Source organism: Hyphomicrobium sp. 99, from assembly GCF_000384335.2.
Classification (GTDB): Bacteria; Pseudomonadota; Alphaproteobacteria; order Rhizobiales; family Hyphomicrobiaceae; genus Hyphomicrobium_B.
In genome coordinates this window covers 1860063-1876909 of sequence record NZ_KQ031382.1, presented here as the reverse complement: position 1 = coordinate 1876909, position 16847 = coordinate 1860063, and the positions used below count along the sequence as shown (strand labels likewise).

Sequence of the window (16847 nt, the reverse complement as noted above, 5' to 3'; positions counted from 1 at the left end):
AATTTTTCCCGATGGTGACAGAACTTGACGGTCCTGTTCGTGTGGCTCAAAGCTATAATATTACACTGATGAAATTACACAGCTTACGAAGCCCGCATGCCACTGAGACGTCGTCTTCTCGCGCTCGTTGCGCTCGTCCTGGCGCTTTGCCTCATCGCCGGAGGCGCGCTGTCCTATTGGCACGGGCTGAGAAAAGTAGACCTTGAAATGTCGTCGGCGATCGACGTGGCTGCGAGCGCAGTCAGCGATGCGCTTTCGACGATGTCCCCCGGCGCAGATGCGAGAGCGCAAGTGCTTCGGCTGCTCTCCTCGTTTGACGGCGACCGCCATATCAGGGTGAGCCTCGTCTCTCCGGACGGGAAACTTATCAATGCTTCGCGTTTGCAGCTACCGTCGGATCCGCCGCCGCGTTGGCTCTATTGGCTGCTTTCCGGATCAACCCGCGAGCGCACGTTCGACTTGCCCGGGGACCTAAGAAAAATCGGCACGATCACGATCGCGGCTGACTCGCACAACGAGGTGGGCGAGGTTTGGGAGGACCTCAAGCTCAAGTTCGCGATCATCGGCGGCTTCTGCGGTGTCGTGCTCGCGCTCATCTACGCTTCTCTCGGCCGGGCGCTGAGGCCCCTCGAACAGCTCTCCTCGGCGCTCGATCGTGTGGGCGACGGGGACTACACGGCACACGTTTCAGAAGACGGTCCTGATGACCTCAAGCGCATTTATCGCGCGTTCAATCGCATGGCCGAGCAGCTGCGGGATTCCGAGCAGCAGAACCAGCGGCTCAATGAGCAGCTTTCGACCGTGCAAGAGGAGGAGCGTTCAGAGATCGCACGCGATCTTCACGACGAGATCGGACCGTTTCTCTTCGCAGCAGACGTCGACGCGCAGGCGATACCTCTTCTCGTATCGCGGCAGGCGAACGATGAGGTCGTCAATTGCAGCAAGGCCATTCGGCAATCCGTTCAGCATATGCAGGTGCATTTGCGGGGTGTGCTAAGCCGTCTCCGGCCAGCGCATCTGATCGATCAGGGACTGCCTATCGCGGTCGAGCAGCTCATTGGCTTCTGGAAGGCGAGGCGCCCGCAAATCGATTTTCAGACCGACATCGAGGATGAGCGGTTCCCGACCGCGATCGAGGAAGTGGCATTCCGCATCCTGCAGGAAGGAACGAGCAATGCCGTTCGCCATGGCCAGCCGGGCACAATCGGGCTCACGGTGCGGCGGACCGAAGGCGGGATGCTGCGTATCGTCGTGTCCGACGACGGCAGTGGAATTACCGCAAAGACCACACGAGGTTTTGGACTTGCTGGAATGCGAGAGCGCGTTGCATCGCTCGATGGGCGGCTCAGCATTGCCGATCAGAAGGAAGGCAAAGGTGTCATGTTGATCGTCGAAATTCCCCTCCCCGCCTCGAGCGGTAACTCCAACAAGCACGAACCCCTGACCACGAGTGCGGCATGAAAATTCTAATCGTCGACGATCACGGCGTCGTTCGCGAAGGCTTGCGAAAACTCTTCGTTGCCCATTTTGAAGCGAACGTCCTCGAAACGGCGGGCATCGATGATGCGCTGGCGGTCTATGCTGCGGAGCGGCCGGATGTTGTCGTGCTCGACCTTAACCTCGAGGGTGCGGGTGGGCTTGAAGTGTTAAGGCGGATCACTGCCCTTGACGGCGCGGCGCGCGTCGTCGTTTTCAGCATGCATCACGAACCGCTCTACGCGGTTCGCGCGCTTCGCGGCGGAGCACGCGGCTACGTCAGCAAGAGTGCGCCTGTTGAGGAATTGATCAACGCCATTCGCAAGGTTCGCGCCGGCGAGCAGTACATCGACCGTGATCTCGCGTCGCGAATTGCGGTCAGCCAGATTTCCTCCGACGACCCTCTGCAATCGCTCTCCATTCGCGAAGTCGAGATCCTTCGCATGCTCGGACAAGGCAAGAGCATGACGGCAATCTCGGACAGTTTGGGCATTGCCTACAAGACGGTCGCAAACATCTGCACACAGATGAAGGTCAAGCTTGGCGTTGATCGCACCGCCGATCTCATCCGGCTCGCGATCGAAACGCTCAAAACCTAAAAAAGGCGCCGCTCAAAGCGGCACCCTTGTTTTCTCACTCAAACTGATCAGTCGTGCTTCGTGCCCGCCGTGGCCTTGATGTTATCGAGGCCGGCCTTGAAGATGCCGTCGATCACGCCCTTAGCTTCTGTGTCGGGCTTGCCATTGGCATCGAAAACAGCCGACCAGGCAAAGTTGATTTCGTCCTCATCGTCATCGTCGGGCGTCAGTGCGAACTGAGCCTGATAATTTTTGACCGGCAATGGGCTCTCGACGATCTCGTAGCGATAGAAGTTCGGCTTTACGTCGAGAAGCTTTTCCTTGATCTTTCCGCCGTCCTTGAGAGTCAAAATGCGGAACTTCGCGTCACCCTCGGTGACTTGCTCGCAGCTCGCAATGGCCGGGTGCCAATCCTTGATCGCACACCAGCCGCCGAACTGAGCCCAGAGCCTATCGCGCTCTTCCTTCATTTTCGCCGGGTTAACTTTGAGCTCGAGCTTCTTGCCGACAGCGAGGCTCGCGGCTTCAGCCAGCGGAGCTGCGGCGAGCATCCCGGCAACGGCGCCTGCGATCACAAGGCCCTGTACAAATTTCATTGACGTCACTCCCCTTCTTTTTCTGCTGTCCGCTCTTACGAAAAAAAGACGGCCGGCGGGTTCACAACTGTGTTACTATATTACAAAGGGGATTTCGCCCAAGACAACGACTTTTGCCGCCCTCAGCGAGGGCAGCAGTGAAGATCGTACTCAGTCGATCTAAGCCGCGGCCGTGCGAGGGTGGGCTTTGGTGTCGAAGAAAAGCGCCTGACTGATTATGGCCATGACAGTGTCACGCTGGAATGGCTTCGAAATCAAGAATGTCGGCTCGGGCCGTTCTCCGGTCAGGACCTTTTCCGGGTAGGCCGTGATGAAGATGATCGGCACTTCGCGTTCCGACACGATCTCCTTGGCGGCTTCCAAGCCGCTGCTGCCGTCGGCAAGCTTGACGTCGGCCAGGATCAGCCCGGGCATCTGACGCTTTACCGCGGCAAGCGCCTCGCTCTTTGTCGTCGCGACGTCCTGGACGGTGTGACCGAGACTGGTGACAATTGTCTCGAGATCCATCGCGATCAAGAGCTCGTCCTCGATGATGAGGACGTTCGTCGCAACCTGATGCGCGATTTCCTGACCCGCAATCTCGAGCAGCTTTTCGACCTCGGGCTCGCCGACCTCCAGAATTCCGGCTGTCTCGGCGGAGGTGAAGCCCTCCACAGCAACAAGCAGAAATGCCTGACGCGGAAGAGAGCTTATGGAATTTATGTGTTTTTGAGCGGCACCGATAGAATTCTCGCCGTCCTCGGAAGCGCTGCCGTCGAGACGCACCGAATTCCAGACGCGCAGAAACAAATTATAGAGCGCCATTCTCGGCGGCATGTTTGCCGGAAAATCTGAAGGGGTCGAAACCAAGCTTTCAAGCAACATCGCAACGTAGGCATCGCCCGTCTGCTGAGCCCCTGTCAGCGTGCGCGCAAACCGCCGTAGATACGGCAAATGCACGCGGATTGTCTGGGCAATCGACATCTATTCTGAGCCTCCCGAACCAGCCAGACGAACAATTTTCAGTTCCCTGGAACCGCCAACTCCACCGCGTGTTTCAGTATGGCGGCCAATATGCAGCGAAACATAAACTCATAGGCAATCGGGATGGTTCCGCCTCAGGAACAATTTCTCTCGCGCGACGTTCGCCAGACGAGCCCCCATCAGAACCTTCCTAGAGGAGTTTGTCCCAATCGGGGCCAATCAAAAACTTCAAAGGCATAAGGCTATCATGCAGCAACGCCTCGATACGCCGGATGATTGTGCGCGACCGGACGATGACTTTCCGGAAGTAGAGCGACACCCGGAACTCGATGCAGCACAGCACTCGGTTCCACGACTTCCTGGATTCGCTGCTCAACTCATAGGCGAGCGTATGCGTGCAATGTACGAGAATATCGCCCAGGAACCAATACCGGACGACCTCCTTGATCTCGTTCGCAAGCTCGAGGGTAAGGAGGAGACATAGTGACGGAAACTCCAACCTTTGGGGATGCCCTCATTCAGGCGATCCCAAACCTTCGGGCATTTGCACATTCGCTTAGCGGCGATGCGCAGCTTTCGAACGATCTTGTTCAGGAAACACTTCTCAAAGCCTGGACTCACAAAGAGTCGTTCGTGCCCGATTCCAATTTGAAAGCTTGGCTGTTCACCATTCTTCGCAACACGTACTTTACGCATTATCGCAAATCGCAGCGTGAAGAACTGGACGAGGACCACGCCGCCATGAATGCCAGCGTTCCGGCGACGCAGCTGATGCATCTGGAATTCGACGACATGCAGAAGGCGTTGATGCGTCTCACCGCCGATCATCGCGAGGCTTTGCTATTGATCACCGCAGAAGGTTTTTCCTACGAGGATGCGGCGAAGGTCTGCGGCTGTGCCGTCGGCACGATGAAAAGCCGGGTCAACAGGGCGCGCAGCCGGCTACTCGAAGAGATGACTGGTCGCCCACCGACCGAAGACCACGAGCCCTTTAGCGTACGGAAATAAAAAAAACGGCGCAGTCTAAATAGCGTTCCACGCATCGCGCGTCCGTCCCGGCTGGTATCCCCTGGGAACGGGCTATCCTAGCCCTGGCAGAGCACAGGAGCTTCCCGCACGAAGCCGGGGCGAAACGAAGGTCCACGGCGGACTGATTAACACGGCGGGAACCAATTCCCAGTCCAGCGCGTTTGTCGGGGTTAAACGCATTTGAGGGGAGTTTTACATGTCGGAGCAGCTGGGCGCCGTTGGGTCCGACCGAATAACTGCGGGCCCGGGCAGCATTCTGTTCGAGATGCTCCAAACCTTGCAGGCCGTGAAGGCCGGCGATTTCAGCGTCCGCATGCGCGGCGATTGGGACGGGCTCCCCGGCAAAATCGCAGACACCATTAATGATATTATTATTACCAACCAGCGCATGGCCAGCCAGCTTCAGCGCGTCGGCCAAGTTGTCGGTAAGGAGGGACTGACCAACCAGCGGGTGACACTGGGTCTTGCTCATGGCGCATGGGGCGAGATGGAACAGTCAGTGAACTCGCTCATCGACGATCTGCTGCAGCCGACGACGGAGGTCACCCGCACCATCGAAGCCGTGGCGCAAGGGAACCTCTTGCAGCCGATGCGTCTCGATGTGGACGGTCGCCCTCTCAAGGGCGAATTCCTTCGGTCGGCAACCATCGTCAACACGATGATCAAGCAGCTTTCCGTTTTCACATCCGAGGTGACGCGCGTTGCGCGAGAGGTTGGCACTGAAGGGAAGCTCGGTGGTCAGGCGCAGATTCGCGAAGTCACGGGTGTCTGGAAGGATCTGACGGAGAGCGTCAACTCGATGGCTTCGAACCTCACGGCGCAGGTTCGCAACATCGCCGACGTGACGATCGCCGTGGCGAACGGCGACTTGTCAAAGAAGATCACCGTGGACGTGCGCGGCGAGATTCTGCAGCTGAAAGAAGCCATCAACACGATGGTCGAGCAGCTTCGCTCGTTTGCTGCAGAGGTGACGCGCGTTGCGCGCGAAGTCGGCACCGAAGGCCGTCTCGGCGGTCAGGCCGTCGTGCCTGGTGTCGGTGGCACGTGGAAAGACTTGACTGATAACGTCAACCTGCTTGCCGCAAACCTCACGACGCAGGTTCGTAATATCGCTGAAGTCACGACGGCTGTCGCCCGCGGCGACCTTTCTCGCAAGATCACCGTCGACGTCAAAGGCGAAATTCTCGAACTCAAAAACACAATCAACACGATGGTGGATCAGCTCAATGGTTTCGCCTCGGAAGTGACGCGCGTTGCGCGCGAAGTCGGCACCGAAGGCCGTCTCGGCGGTCAGGCCACGGTGCCCGGCGTTGCGGGTACGTGGAAGGATCTCACCGACAACGTGAACTCGATGGCCGGCAACCTGACCGGACAGGTTCGAAACATTGCCGAGGTTGCGACGGCGATCGCGCGCGGCGACTTGTCGAAGAAGATCACCGTCAACGTTTCTGGCGAAATTCTGCAGCTGAAGGAAACCATCAATACGATGGTCGATCAGCTCAACGCATTTGCGTCGGAGGTCACGCGTGTCGCGCGCGAAGTCGGCACGGAAGGAAAGCTCGGCGGACAGGCGCAGGTGTCGGGCGTTGCAGGTACGTGGAAAGACTTGACCGACAGCGTCAACTCGATGGCTTCGAACCTCACGACGCAGGTTCGAAACATCGCCGAAGTTTCGACGGCCATCGCGAGCGGCGACTTGTCGAAGAAGATCGATGTCGATGTTCGCGGCGAAGTTCTGGAACTCAAGGAGACCATCAATACGATGGTCGATCAGCTCAACGCATTCGCAGGTGAAGTGACGCGCGTTGCGCGCGAGGTTGGTACCGAAGGAAAGCTCGGCGGACAGGCGACCGTGCCGGGCGTTGCGGGTACGTGGAAAGATTTGACGGACAACGTCAACTCGATGGCCGGCAACCTGACGGGACAGGTTCGCAACATCGCCGAAGTGACGACGGCGGTTGCTCGCGGCGACCTCTCGCGCAAGATCACCGTCGACGTCAAAGGCGAAATTCTCGAACTCAAGAACACCATCAACACGATGGTCGATCAGCTCAATGCCTTCGCTTCGGAAGTGACGCGCGTTGCGCGCGAGGTCGGCACGGAAGGAAAGCTCGGCGGCCAGGCGCAGGTGCCGGGCGTCGCCGGTACGTGGAAAGATCTCACCGACAACGTCAACTTCATGGCCGGCAACCTGACAGCGCAGGTTCGCAACATTGCGGAAGTGGCGACGGCGATCGCCAGCGGCGACTTGTCAAAGAAGATCACCGTCGACGTTCGTGGCGAGATTTTGCTGCTCAAGGAAACGTTGAACACGATGGTCGAGCAGCTTCGCTCGTTCGCGGCCGAGGTGACGCGCGTTGCGCGCGAGGTCGGTACCGAAGGCCGTCTCGGCGGCCAAGCCGTCGTGCCCGGCGTCGGCGGCACGTGGAAGGACTTGACCGACAACGTCAACCTGCTTGCTGCAAACCTCACGACGCAGGTTCGAAACATTGCTGAGGTCACGACGGCTGTCGCCCGCGGCGACCTTTCGCGCAAGATCACCGTCGACGTCAAAGGCGAAATTCTCGAACTCAAAAACACCATCAACACGATGGTCGATCAGCTCAACGCCTTCGCGTCGGAAGTTACGCGCGTCGCGCGCGAAGTCGGCACCGAAGGCCGTCTCGGCGGCCAGGCGACTGTGCCGGGCGTCGCAGGCACATGGAAGGACTTAACCGACACCGTGAACGTCATGGCGGCGAACCTCACCGAACAGGTTCGCGGCATCGTGAAGGTCGTGACTGCCGTGGCGAACGGCGATCTGAAGCCGAAGCTAACCGTGAAGTCGAAGGGCGAAGTCGCGGCGCTTGCCGAGACGATCAACGACATGACGGACACGCTGGCACTCTTCGCGGATCAGGTGACGACGGTCGCGCGCGAAGTCGGCGTCGAAGGGCGTCTCGGCGGTCAGGCAAATGTTCCCGGCGCAGCTGGCACGTGGAAAGACCTCACCGGCAACGTCAACTTGCTCGCCGCGAACCTCACCACACAGGTGCGCGCGATTGCAGAAGTTACGACGGCGGTGACGAAGGGCGACTTGACGCGCTCCATCCAGGTCGAAGCGCGTGGCGAGGTGGCGGAACTCAAAGACTATATCAACACGATGATCGGCAATTTGCGTCTGACGACGCAGCTCAATACCGAACAGGACTGGCTAAAGACGAACCTCGCGCGTTTCACCAGCATGCTGCAGGGTCAGCGCGACGTCGTCACTGTCGGCAGAAAGCTGCTGTCAGAACTCGTGCCGCTCATCAATGCGCATCAAGGCGTGATCTATCAGTTCGACGCGGCGGGAAGCGAACTCAAGATTCTCGCGAAGTACGCCGACGACGTGGACGCGCGCTACCCTGAAAGGCTCGAACTCGGTTCCAGCCTCATCGGACAATGCGCAATTGAAAAGAAACGCCGGGTATTGACCGATATTCCCCAACCAACGGGCAGCATCGACGCGGTCGTCTTCAAGGCTGCTCCCCGCAGCGTCATCGTACATCCGATTACATTCGAAGATCAGATCAAGGCTGTCATCTCGCTCAGCTCGCTCCAGAACTTCGAGCCGGCGCAGCTGACGTTCCTCGAACAGCTTTCGGTCAGCATCGGCGTCGTCTTGAACAGCATCGAAGCCACGATGCAAACCGAAAGCCTGCTGATGCAGTCGCAGCAGTTGGCCGCCGAGTTGCAAGATCAGCAAAAGGCGATGCAGAAGACGAACGAGGAGTTGGCGCAGAAGGCGCAGCAGCTCGCTGAACGCAACGTCGAAGTGGAACGCAAGAACGAGGAAATCGATCAGGCTCGCCGCGCCGTCGAAGAGAAGGCCGCTGAGCTCGCGCTGACGTCACGCTACAAATCCGAATTCCTCGCGAACATGTCCCACGAGCTTCGGACGCCGCTCAACAGCATCCTCATTCTCGGGCAGCAGTTGACGGACAATCCGGACGGCAATCTTTCTGACAGGCAGGTGGAGTTCGCGCGCACCATTCACGGTGCGGGAACCGATCTTTTGAACTTGATCAGCGACATTCTCGACCTCTCGAAGATCGAATCCGGAACGGTTTCCGTCGATGCCGAGGAGATTGCGTTCAATGGCTTGATCGAAGCCGTGGCTCGCCCGTTCCGGCACGAGGCCGAACGGCGCGCACTCGACTTCCAGGTCACTTTCAATTCAGACCTCGGGAAGACGATCTTCACGGACTCGAAGCGACTGCAGCAGGTGCTGAAGAACTTGCTGTCGAACGCGTTCAAATTCACGCGCGAAGGTCACGTTCGGCTGACCGTCAAGCCAGCAACGGGCAAGTGGGGCAGCGATCACCCGATCCTCTCGACGGCGCAGACGATCGTCGCCTTCGAGGTGCAGGATTCCGGAATCGGCATTCCTGCCGACAAGCAAAAGCTCATATTCGAAGCGTTCCAGCAGGCGGACGCCAGCACGAGTCGAAAGTATGGCGGCACGGGTCTCGGCCTCGCGATCAGTCGCGAACTCGCTCACCTTCTCGGAGGCGAGATTCAGCTTCGAAGCGAACCGGGAGTCGGAAGCGTATTCACGCTCTACCTGCCGCTCCGATACGCTTCCCTGGCGAGCGAGGTTCGCACGAAGCCCGACGCGCCCTCCTCCGTTCCAATGCCATTATCCCTCGCCGGTCCGTTGCCTTCGCCCATCGAGGATGATCGCGACAACATCGCAGCCGGCGATCAGGTCCTTCTCATCGTCGAGGACGATATCAATTTCGCGCGGATACTGCTCGATGCGGCGCACGAGACCGGCTTCAAGGGCATCGTCTGTCAGCGAGGCGTCGATGCGATGACGCTGGCGACCGATTATAATCCGACGGCCATTTCACTTGATATCCATTTGCCCGACGTGCTCGGCTGGTCGGTGCTCAGCCAGCTCAAACACAACCCGCTCACGCGGCATATTCCGGTACAGGTACTGACGCTCGATGATGATCGTCATCACGGTCTGGCGCGGGGCGCCTATTCGTTCCTCACCAAGCCGCTGCAGGCTGACCAGCTGAAATCCGCGTTGCGGAAGATCGGCACGTTTTCGGCATCGACGACCAAAAAGCTGCTGATCATCGAAGACGACCCCGCGGAATTGCTGAGCGTCTCTGCGCTGCTCGAAGACAACGATGTTGCGATCCTGGCCGCGTCGAGCGGGCAGGCTGCCATCGAGATTCTGAAGCGCGAAAATGTCGATTGTGTCGTTCTCGATCTCAAATTGCCAGATATGTCGGGCTTCGAGATCCTGGAACATATGAGCCAGCAGGAGACGATGCGCGATATCCCCGTCATTGTTTTCACGGGACGGGAGTTATCGAGCGAGGAGAACTTGCAGATACGGCAATACGCCCGTACCGTCGTTGTGAAGGGCGTGGAATCCCCGGAACGGCTGCTGGACGAGACTGCGCTATTTCTGCACCGTGTCGTTGCCGAACTTCCGGCCGAGAAGCAGGAACTCCTGTCGCGGCTGCACGATACGGACGACTATCTCATCGGACGTAAGGTGCTTCTTGTCGACGACGACGCGCGAAACATATTTGCTTTGAGCAGTCTTCTCGAACGTCGCGGAATGGAAGTCCTGACGGCGACCACCGGGTTAGAAGCCATCGAGACCTTGAGCGCGACCGATGTTTCGATCGTCTTGATGGACATCATGATGCCGGAGATGGACGGTTACCAAACCATGCAGAAAATTCGGAGCAGCGAGAAGAACCAGCGGCTGCCGATCATAGCGCTGACCGCAAAGGCGATGAAGGGCGACCGCGAAAAATGTCTTGAAGCCGGCGCCTCCGATTATCTCGCCAAGCCCGTTGACACTGAGCAGCTGATTTCGGCGCTGCGCATGTGGCTGCATCGGTGACGGGGAAAACATGGCAGGCGAATCCGTTTCGATAGATCCAGTCAATATCCTTCTGGTCGATGACCAGCCGGGAAAGCTGCTCACGTACGAGGCTATTCTCGACGGCCTCGACGCGACGCTCATCAAGGCCACGACTGCCGAGGAAGCTCTTTCCGCGCTCCTCAAGACGGACATTGCCGTCATACTGATGGACGTCTGCATGCCCGACCTCGACGGTTTCGAGCTTGCTGCGATGATCAGAGACCATCCGCGACACGAGAAGACTGCGGTCATCTTCATCTCAGCGGTTCGGCTTGAAACCGATGACCTCCTGAAGGGGTACCGGACAGGTGCGGTCGATTACGTGTCCGTTCCGGTCGTGCCGGAAATTCTGAAGGCCAAGGTTCAGATCTTCGTCGAGCTTTTCAGAAAAAGCCGGCAGCTCGACGCGCTCAATGCCGAGCTCGAGGCGCGCGTTCAGCAGCGTGCGCAACAACTCGAAGAATCCCACGCCAGACTCCAGGAGAGCGAGGAGCGGCTTCGTCTCGCGAGTGAAGCTGCGAAGCTCGCAACATTCGAATTCGACCAGAAAGCGCAGACGCTTCAGTGGTCAGCGAATATCGCTGACGTCCTGCATAATAATCTGCCGCAGAACCAGACCTTCGAGTCGTTCGTCACCTTCGTGCATGAAGACGATCGCGAAATGGTGCGCAGCTACGTCCGCACCGCAAATTATGCCGAGACGACGGCGGAATTGGAGTTTCGCGTAACGGGTGCGCGCGGTGTTGCATGGATCCTCGCCCGCGCCAGGGCTTTCAACACCAGCAACGCCGACACGACGCGCGTGCTTGGAACTCTGCTTGACATCACCGATCGCAAATCGGCCGAAAGCCATCAGCAGCTCCTCATGGCCGAGCTCGATCACCGCGTGAAGAACATTCTCGCCAACGTCGCGGCGATTGCGCGGCTTTCAAGCTCCAATGCCGTTTCCGTCGGCTCGTTTGCGTCCGCACTCGATGGGCGAATTCATGCGATGTCCGCGGCGCATGACCTTTTGCGGCAGAGCAGCTGGACGGGCGTCGATCTTCACGAACTCGTCCAAGGCGCGCTTGCGCCTTTCCGTTCGCGCTCCGACAATGACATTGTGGTGGATGGCGAGCGGGTGCGGCTGACGTCGAAATTCGGCCAGTCGATGGCGCTCGTTCTACATGAACTCGTCACCAACGCTGTGAAGCACGGAGCCCTTTCCGAACCGGGTGGACGCGTGTCCGTCCACTGGTCGCGAATTGTAACTCCCGATGGCGATAAGATCCGGTTCTCGTGGCAGGAGAGCGGAGGACCTCTTTGCGCCGCGCCCGAACGCAATGGATTTGGTCTTGCCGTCATTCGCAGTGCTGCCTCCGAATGCGGTGGCGTGGCGGAAATGAATTTCGCACCGGAAGGTTTTCAATTCGACTTCCTCGGGGAGTTATCGTCGCGCGCGCATATGGTCGGCACACGGCACATCGCGATCGTGCCGAAAGCGCGAGGGCCTTTGCCCGCCGCCCGCATAGCGGCGCCAGAACCCTGCCACATTCTGCTGGTGGAAGATGAGGCACTGATCGCCATGCAGTTGCAGCTCGATCTCGAAGCGGAAGGCCATACGGTTGTCGGCCCGTTCGCGCAACTTCACGAAGGTCTCAAGGCTGCCGCGGATTCAAACTTCGACATCGCGCTTATCGATATCAATCTCGGCGCCGACAACAGCGCGCCAATCGCCGAAATTCTCGACCGGCGGAGAATCCCTTTCGCTTTCACGACGGGATATAACGATCTGGTCTTTCTGCCGCCGCGGCTCAGGGATTATCCGCACCTGACGAAGCCTTACAATCCGGCGGACGTGAAAGATCTTGTTACGCTCCTCGCGTATGACGCCGAACAGCGTCGTTCCGGAGACAACCAGGTCGCGTAGAGGCTTTCCGCGGTGAGCCAAGTCCCCGGCGTTCAAGCGCTTGGCGGTTCAACTTGAAGATTGCTGAAGTGAGCGTTGCCGAGGCCCGTACCAATCGTCAATACGGCCCAGTTCCGGCAATCCCTCATCGCAGGGCGTTCGCTCAGGCCTTGGATAACGGCGTCGTTATGAATAATGACCTCGGTTTTATTTCCCGCGATTTGCGGAACTTCGGCTTCTAGCGCCTCACCAAGATGGAACTCGTCGCCATCCCAATTGCCCGGAAGATTTTGCGTGCCGGAACGAATGGAGCCGTCTGGCCCAATGAGCCCCGGGCACCCCGCGCATACGAAAGGCGCGAGGCGTAGCCTCGACTTGGCGGCGCGCTTTTCGAGTTCTAGGAGCGAGAGCGTAATGCGCGCGACGATATCGTTTCTGGAAACGTCTTCGTCGCCATGCCGCCAGAGATTCACAGACCGGGCCTTGGTTTTCTCGACGCTGCCATCTTTGTAGAGTTTGTATTTTACAATTCCGCAGCGCACGTTGGTGCCGCCAATATCGATCGCGAGAAACGCGTTAAACTCTTTCAGCATTTCGGCAGGCAGCATGTATGCCGCTCCGACCAGGCCTGCTTCATCGGGATGATTACTGATGATCCGGAGATCGGGAGCTGGTCCTCGGGAAAAGAGGATCGCTTGCGCCCGGCCGATAGCGAGCTTACCGATGACAGAGTCGATAAACCCTCCGCCGACGACAATTCGCTCCGTGCCGGACCATTCCTTCAATTCCAGGAAGGACTGCACGACGCTGACAAACGCCCCGGCGAAATCGTCGATCGCGCTATGGATAACGGCGCGTTCCTTAAAATTGCCGGTTAAAAGTAAAACATCCAATTCAGATTTTGGGATCGGGCCCTCTGTTGGCAGGGCGGATAACGGATCTTCCGACGCTCGCCCGAAGATCGCGCGCCATTCCCGTATGCGCTCTTGAAATGCTCCCTTGTTGGCCCGATCTCCTAGGAAGCCATCTCCGTCGCGGAGCATACTATTATAACAATCGATGCGGACACCCTGAAGCAGGCTCATCCCGTGGTGCAAATCACTAAGCTTGAGGGGCTTCTGGAATTCGCTCGGCACGTCGTCCATCTGTCCTCGCATTGTGCACTGCAGGCAACCAACGTCCTTGCTTCGGAGTTGTTCCCGTTTGCAAGCATTCCCTAGGGGGACCTGATGACCCTGACGACCTCCCATCCTTATCGCTCGTCACTCAATGTCGCGGCAATCGGCAACGGGCGTGTGGCTGCCCTCATTGACGAAGGCGCGCGCATCGTCTGGTGGTGCGTCCCGCGATTGGACGGCGATCCGATTTTTTGCCGGTTGCTCGCCGGCGACGAGGAAAAGGGCTTTTGCGATGTCGTGCTGGAGGGCCAAGTCTCGGCGCGATCCTACTACATACGCAATACGTGCATTCTTGAGACGATTCTGGTCGCGGAGAACGGCGCCAGCGTAAAGGTGACCGACTTCTGCCCGCGCTTCTGGCGGTTCGACCGGTCCTTCCATCCCACACAGCTCATCCGGCGGATCGAACCGCTCAGGGGATTGCCGCGCATCTCGGTTCGCGTCAGGCCTACTTATAATTATGGCCAACCCGCCTGCAGCGCGTCCTACGGATCAAATCACATTCGTTATCTCTGCGGGGAAGCTGCGGTTCGCCTCACAACGGATCTTCCCATCTCTTATGTTGTTCACGAGACATCGTTCTCGCTGACCCGTCCGGCGACGCTCGTCATAGGGTCGGATGAGCCGATTGATAGTGCGATCGATTCCATGTCGACGGAGTTTCTCGAACGCACCCGCGATTTCTGGGTGACGTGGGTACGAGGACTTGCCGTCAGCTATGAATGGCAGCCCGAGGTCATTCGCGCAGCGATTTCGCTCAAGCTCTGCACGTTTGAGGAAACGGGCGCAATCATCGCCGCTTTGACGACGTCGATCCCGGAAGCGCCGAATACTCCGAGAACTTGGGATTACCGGTTCTGCTGGCTGCGTGACGCCTATTTCGTTATCCGCGCGCTCAACCGATTGGGCGCAACGCAGTCGATGGAGAACTATCTCGACTACATCACGACCGTCGTCTCGGATACGCAGAGCCCGTTGAAGCCCGTCTACGGCATCGTTCACAACGATACGTCAGAGGAGCGGATCGCGCCGCATCTCCAGGGCTATCTCGGCATGGGGCCCGTGCGGGTTGGAAATCTCGCTTCCGACCAGCTGCAGCATGACGCGTACGGCAGTGTCATCCTCGGCGTCGCGCAGATGTTCATCGATCAGCGACTGCCGCGGATGGGGGATGTCTGTCTGTTCCGAGAACTCGAATTCCTCGGAGAGCATGCCCGCCGTCTCTATCTGGAACCGGATGCGGGCATATGGGAGTATCGTGGGCGGATGCGCATTCATACGCACTCGGCACTGTTGTGCTGGGTCGCGTGCGATCGCCTTGCCCGCATAGCGCAGCTTCTCGGATTGCCGGAACGTGTGGCGCACTGGAAGGACTCCGCCGAAAAGATCCGCGCCGAAATTCTCACTCGAGCGTGGAGCGACAAGCGCGGTTCATTTACGGGCGCATTCGATCATGACGAACTGGACGCCAGCGTGCTGCTCTTGGCCGATTTGGGCTTCCTGCCGCCGAACGATCCGCGGTTTGTCAAAACGACAAATGCTATCGGCCGCGAGTTGATGCGCAACGGCTTGATGTTGCGCTATGCGGCCGAAGACGATTTCGGCTTGCCGGAATCGGCCTTCCTCGCCTGTCAGTTCTGGTACATCGACGCGCTCGCGTCCGTCGGGCGTAAGGACGAGGCCCGCGAACTCTTTGATGAGCTTCTAAAGAAGCGCAACGCGTTCGGAATGTTGAGCGAGGATGTCAATCCCGCAACCGGGCAGTTGTGGGGCAACCTTCCCCAGACCTACTCGATGGCCGGAATGATTAATTCTGCGATGACGCTATCGCGGACTTGGGAAGACGCGTGGTGCGGATCGCCAGCAAAACATGACACCACTCCCAAAGGTTTGGAGCGGGATCACGATCTCACAGCTGCGGGCCTGGCTATTCCCCGCCGGTCACTAAACGTCAGCTAAGCGAGGGTGCCCGTCCCCGCGTCCGCCGCGTCGTTGCCTGTTTCAACACGGCGACGATGCGGCAACGAACGCCCTCCTCGTTGAACTCGCGTTCGACCTTGGCACTCGGAAATCCGCTATCGATCAGCGTCGTTCCGAGCCCTCGTCGTTCAGGAGCCGAAACGCGCGGGCCACCACGTTCATCCCAGACGAGTTCGAAGGATAATTCGTCTTCGTCCATCTTGCTTAGCGTCCATTTCACGCTGACTGCCCCGCGTTTATCGGACCAGGCGCCGTATTTGATCGCGTTCGTTCCGAGTTCGTGAAGCGTCAAAGCGAGCGCGCTCGCGACATCGCCGGGGATGACAGTATCGGGTCCCCCCATGTCCAATCGCTTAGCGCCGGGGGGTACCAGCGGCTTCAACGTCTCCGCGATCAGCTCTTTCAGCGAGGCGCCGAGGAAACTGCGCGTCGCGATTAGATCCATCGCGTTACCCATCGCCGAGAGGCGGCCGGAGAGCGACTGCGCAAAGCTGTCAACGTCCCGGCTATAACGGGCGGATTGACTAACGAGGCCACCGATAACGGCGAAGGTGTTTTTCAGTCGATGGCGCAGCTCGATGTTGAGTTGCTCCAACTGCAGCTCCCCAAGCGCGCTGTCCTGAAACAATGCTTCGTTGCGCGCGCGCTCATTCATCAGGCCCTCGACCTTGCGATTGAGAAGATGAACGACCGCAACGATCAGACAGGAAAGGATCGTGAAGCTCGCGAGGGCCACGAATGTCGTCGCATCGAGCGTCCACCCAGGACCGGGAAGAAAGAAGTACCAGCTAAAGATGAGTGAGGCTCCAGTGACGACCAGTGCTGGTCCGGTTCCCGCGATGAGTGCCGCCAAGAGAACAGCCAGGAAGAAGGTCAAGAAGGGAACGTTGTCCTGGAGCCATCGCGACAGGCCCATTCGCGCCATTGCGGCAACGGCGAAAATCGCAATTCCTATTGGATAGGCGAAGTACGGCCTGCGCCGAAGTCGCGGAAACACACGTTCGATCAGATTATCGACGAGTCGAACCATTCGCGCCCCACGAACGGCCCCGAGCACCCATCCAGCATTTCCCGGCGGCGCTGTAGAGCCGTCGCCGTCCCCCACTCGCATTTATTTATAACTATCATGAATTTCTCGCTCATGCGAGAGGCGGCAGATGACAGCGGCAAAGAATGCCTGCTGCCGACAATCCACGGCGCACCGTGCGATGGAATATGGGAAGAATGTTACGTTCTCCCGAAAAG

General features: G+C 58.6%; 11 protein-coding genes. 7 read left to right on the top strand and 4 right to left on the bottom strand.

Annotated features, from left to right (window positions below):
* The first annotated feature begins 96 nt into the window (after positions 1–96).
* Together G359_RS08970 and G359_RS08965 are read left to right on the top strand one after the other, a co-directional pair.
* A complete protein-coding gene (locus tag G359_RS08970) occupies positions 97–1461 on the top strand; it encodes a HAMP domain-containing protein (RefSeq protein ID WP_045835843.1) in 1365 nt (454 codons plus the stop codon).
* A complete protein-coding gene (locus tag G359_RS08965; RefSeq protein ID WP_045835842.1) occupies positions 1458–2075 on the top strand; it encodes a response regulator in 618 nt (205 codons plus the stop codon). Before G359_RS08970 ends, G359_RS08965 begins: the two co-directional genes overlap by 4 nt.
* A gap of 47 nt (positions 2076–2122) precedes the next feature.
* On the opposite strand, the gene G359_RS08960 is transcribed toward G359_RS08965, so the two are convergent.
* Complete coding sequence (locus tag G359_RS08960) at positions 2123–2650, bottom strand: SRPBCC family protein (protein ID WP_045837833.1); 528 nt, start codon at positions 2648–2650, stop codon at positions 2123–2125.
* 159 nt (positions 2651–2809) lie between these two features.
* Entirely contained in the window at positions 2810–3613 is an 804-nt protein-coding gene (locus G359_RS08955; RefSeq protein ID WP_045835841.1) for a response regulator, read from the bottom strand.
* A 247-nt stretch (positions 3614–3860) separates the two neighbouring features.
* On the opposite strand from G359_RS08955, the gene G359_RS21115 reads away from it, so the two are divergent.
* The 4 genes from G359_RS21115 (at position 3861) to G359_RS08935 (ending at position 12465) form a co-directional block, all read left to right on the top strand.
* The gene (locus G359_RS21115) at positions 3861–4097 is read left to right on the top strand and encodes a NepR family anti-sigma factor (protein ID WP_082072881.1); all 237 of its coding nucleotides are present in this window, start codon (positions 3861–3863) and stop codon (positions 4095–4097) included.
* Positions 4097–4621, top strand: a complete 525-nt coding sequence (locus G359_RS08945; RefSeq protein WP_045835839.1) for a sigma-70 family RNA polymerase sigma factor — start codon at positions 4097–4099, stop codon at positions 4619–4621. The genes G359_RS21115 and G359_RS08945 overlap by 1 nt, the downstream gene beginning before the upstream one ends.
* 217 nt (positions 4622–4838) lie before the next feature.
* Entirely contained in the window at positions 4839–10535 is a 5697-nt protein-coding gene (locus G359_RS08940; protein WP_082072880.1) for a HAMP domain-containing protein, read from the top strand.
* 10 nt (positions 10536–10545) lie between these two features.
* Positions 10546–12465 carry a response regulator gene (locus tag G359_RS08935; protein ID WP_045835838.1) on the top strand — a complete coding sequence of 640 codons (1920 nt, stop codon included), beginning with the start codon at positions 10546–10548 and terminating at the stop codon, positions 12463–12465.
* 32 nt (positions 12466–12497) lie between these two features.
* Here the strand turns inward: G359_RS08935 and G359_RS08930 are convergent, their stop codons facing one another.
* On the bottom strand, positions 12498–13589 hold the full coding sequence (locus tag G359_RS08930) for an ROK family protein (RefSeq protein WP_045835837.1): 1092 nt from the start codon (positions 13587–13589) through the stop codon (positions 12498–12500).
* 84 nt (positions 13590–13673) lie between these two features.
* Between G359_RS08930 and G359_RS08925 the strand changes: the two genes are divergently transcribed.
* Positions 13674–15581 (top strand): glycoside hydrolase family 15 protein, encoded by a 1908-nt coding sequence (locus G359_RS08925; RefSeq protein WP_045835836.1) that lies wholly within the window; start codon positions 13674–13676, stop codon positions 15579–15581.
* Here G359_RS08925 and G359_RS08920 read toward each other — a convergent pair.
* Positions 15574–16632, bottom strand: coding sequence for an HWE histidine kinase domain-containing protein (locus G359_RS08920; protein WP_045835835.1), 1059 nt, complete (start codon positions 16630–16632; stop codon positions 15574–15576). The genes G359_RS08925 and G359_RS08920 overlap by 8 nt on opposite strands.
* Positions 16633–16847: the final 215 nt, after the last annotated feature.

What these genes read in the sequence shown, in the direction of transcription:
- G359_RS08970 (WP_045835843.1), top strand. Translation starts at nt 97, where the DNA reads ATGCCACTGAGACGTCGTCTTCTCGCGCTCGTTGCGCTCGTCCTGGCG.
- G359_RS08965 (WP_045835842.1), top strand. Translation starts at nt 1,458, where the DNA reads ATGAAAATTCTAATCGTCGACGATCACGGCGTCGTTCGCGAAGGCTTG.
- G359_RS08960 (WP_045837833.1), bottom strand. Translation starts at nt 2,650, where the DNA reads ATGAAATTTGTACAGGGCCTTGTGATCGCAGGCGCCGTTGCCGGGATG.
- G359_RS08955 (WP_045835841.1), bottom strand. Translation starts at nt 3,613, where the DNA reads ATGTCGATTGCCCAGACAATCCGCGTGCATTTGCCGTATCTACGGCGG.
- G359_RS21115 (WP_082072881.1), top strand. Translation starts at nt 3,861, where the DNA reads ATGCAGCAACGCCTCGATACGCCGGATGATTGTGCGCGACCGGACGAT.
- G359_RS08940 (WP_082072880.1), top strand. Translation starts at nt 4,839, where the DNA reads ATGTCGGAGCAGCTGGGCGCCGTTGGGTCCGACCGAATAACTGCGGGC.
- G359_RS08935 (WP_045835838.1), top strand. Translation starts at nt 10,546, where the DNA reads ATGGCAGGCGAATCCGTTTCGATAGATCCAGTCAATATCCTTCTGGTC.
- G359_RS08930 (WP_045835837.1), bottom strand. Translation starts at nt 13,589, where the DNA reads ATGGACGACGTGCCGAGCGAATTCCAGAAGCCCCTCAAGCTTAGTGAT.
- G359_RS08925 (WP_045835836.1), top strand. Translation starts at nt 13,674, where the DNA reads ATGACCCTGACGACCTCCCATCCTTATCGCTCGTCACTCAATGTCGCG.
- G359_RS08920 (WP_045835835.1), bottom strand. Translation starts at nt 16,632, where the DNA reads ATGGTTCGACTCGTCGATAATCTGATCGAACGTGTGTTTCCGCGACTT.